Origin of the sequence: Mesorhizobium sp. M7A.F.Ca.US.014.04.1.1, assembly GCF_003998745.1 — a bacterium.
GTDB classification, from domain to species: Bacteria; Pseudomonadota; Alphaproteobacteria; order Rhizobiales; family Rhizobiaceae; genus Mesorhizobium; species Mesorhizobium ciceri.
Window position 1 is genome coordinate 1 of the sequence record NZ_RZRW01001167.1, and the last position, 932, is coordinate 932.

A 932-nucleotide genomic window follows, 5' to 3' on the forward strand; every position below is an offset into this window, starting at 1 on the left:
GTCGTGAGGTGCGGATGAGCCGGTTGTTCTGGATATTGATGGCCGCGATCGGGGTGGGAGCAGTCCTGCTCATGCTCAACGATTCCGCCGGCAGCACCCTCGGCGTGGAGAACAACGATTTCAGCCGGCTGATCTGGCTCGGCGCCTTTGGCGCCCTTATCGGCGCCGGCCTGCTTCGCTCGGGCCGACCCCTGGGCGCCATGGCCCGCAACTTAGGCGCCTGGGCGGCCATCGCGCTCGCGCTGATCGCCGGCTATCAGTACCGCTATGAGCTGCAGGATGTCGCCAGCCGGGTGACCGCGGGCCTTGTTCCCGGCAGTCCGCTTGCGCTTGGCGTCGAGGACGGCCACGCCACGGTGACGCTCGACAAGGCGGACAACGGCCATTTCGAAGCGCGCATCCTGGTCAACGGCAACCCGGTCCGGGCCGTGGTGGATACCGGCGCGACCAGCACCGTGCTGACGTCCGAAGACGCACAAGCCGCCGGATTCAATCCAGCGGCGCTCAACTACACCATACCGGTTTCGACCGCCAACGGCATGGCACGCGCCGCGGCCGTGAAAACCGATCAGATTGCGATCGGCGGCATCACGCGCAGGGATATGTCGGTGATGATCGCCGCACCCGGCATGCTCAGCCAGAGCCTGCTCGGCATGAACTTCATCGGTTCATTGTCGGGCTTTGACGTGCGCGGCGACCGCATGATCCTCAGGGACTGATCCCTGAATCTCAAGCCGCTTCGGCTGCCGCTCCGCCGAGCTCGACGGCCGCGAAAGCCGCCTTCAGCACGTCCGGGCCGGCGCCGGGTTTTGTCGCGTCGGTGGACAGGATCTGCCGGTAGCGGCGCGCGCCGGGCAAGCCATGGAACAGTCCGACCATGTGGCGGGTGACATGTTCCAACCGCCCCCCCCGCTCCATATGACGTGCCGCAT

General features: G+C 66.5%; 1 protein-coding gene and 1 pseudogene. One reads left to right on the forward strand and one right to left on the reverse strand.

All coding sequences use genetic code 11. The features are described 5' to 3' along the window. The first annotated feature begins 14 nt into the window (after nt 1–14). Entirely contained in the window at nt 15–719 is a 705-nt protein-coding gene (locus EOA22_RS35320) for a TIGR02281 family clan AA aspartic protease (protein ID WP_024503317.1), read from the forward strand. Between the two features lie 10 nt (nt 720–729). Here the strand turns inward: EOA22_RS35320 and EOA22_RS35325 are convergent. Beyond that, a pseudogene (locus tag EOA22_RS35325) lies at nt 730–932 on the reverse strand (tRNA dihydrouridine(20/20a) synthase DusA); the annotation flags it as partial.

What these genes read in the sequence shown, in the direction of transcription:
- EOA22_RS35320 (WP_024503317.1), top strand. Translation starts at nt 15, where the DNA reads ATGAGCCGGTTGTTCTGGATATTGATGGCCGCGATCGGGGTGGGAGCA.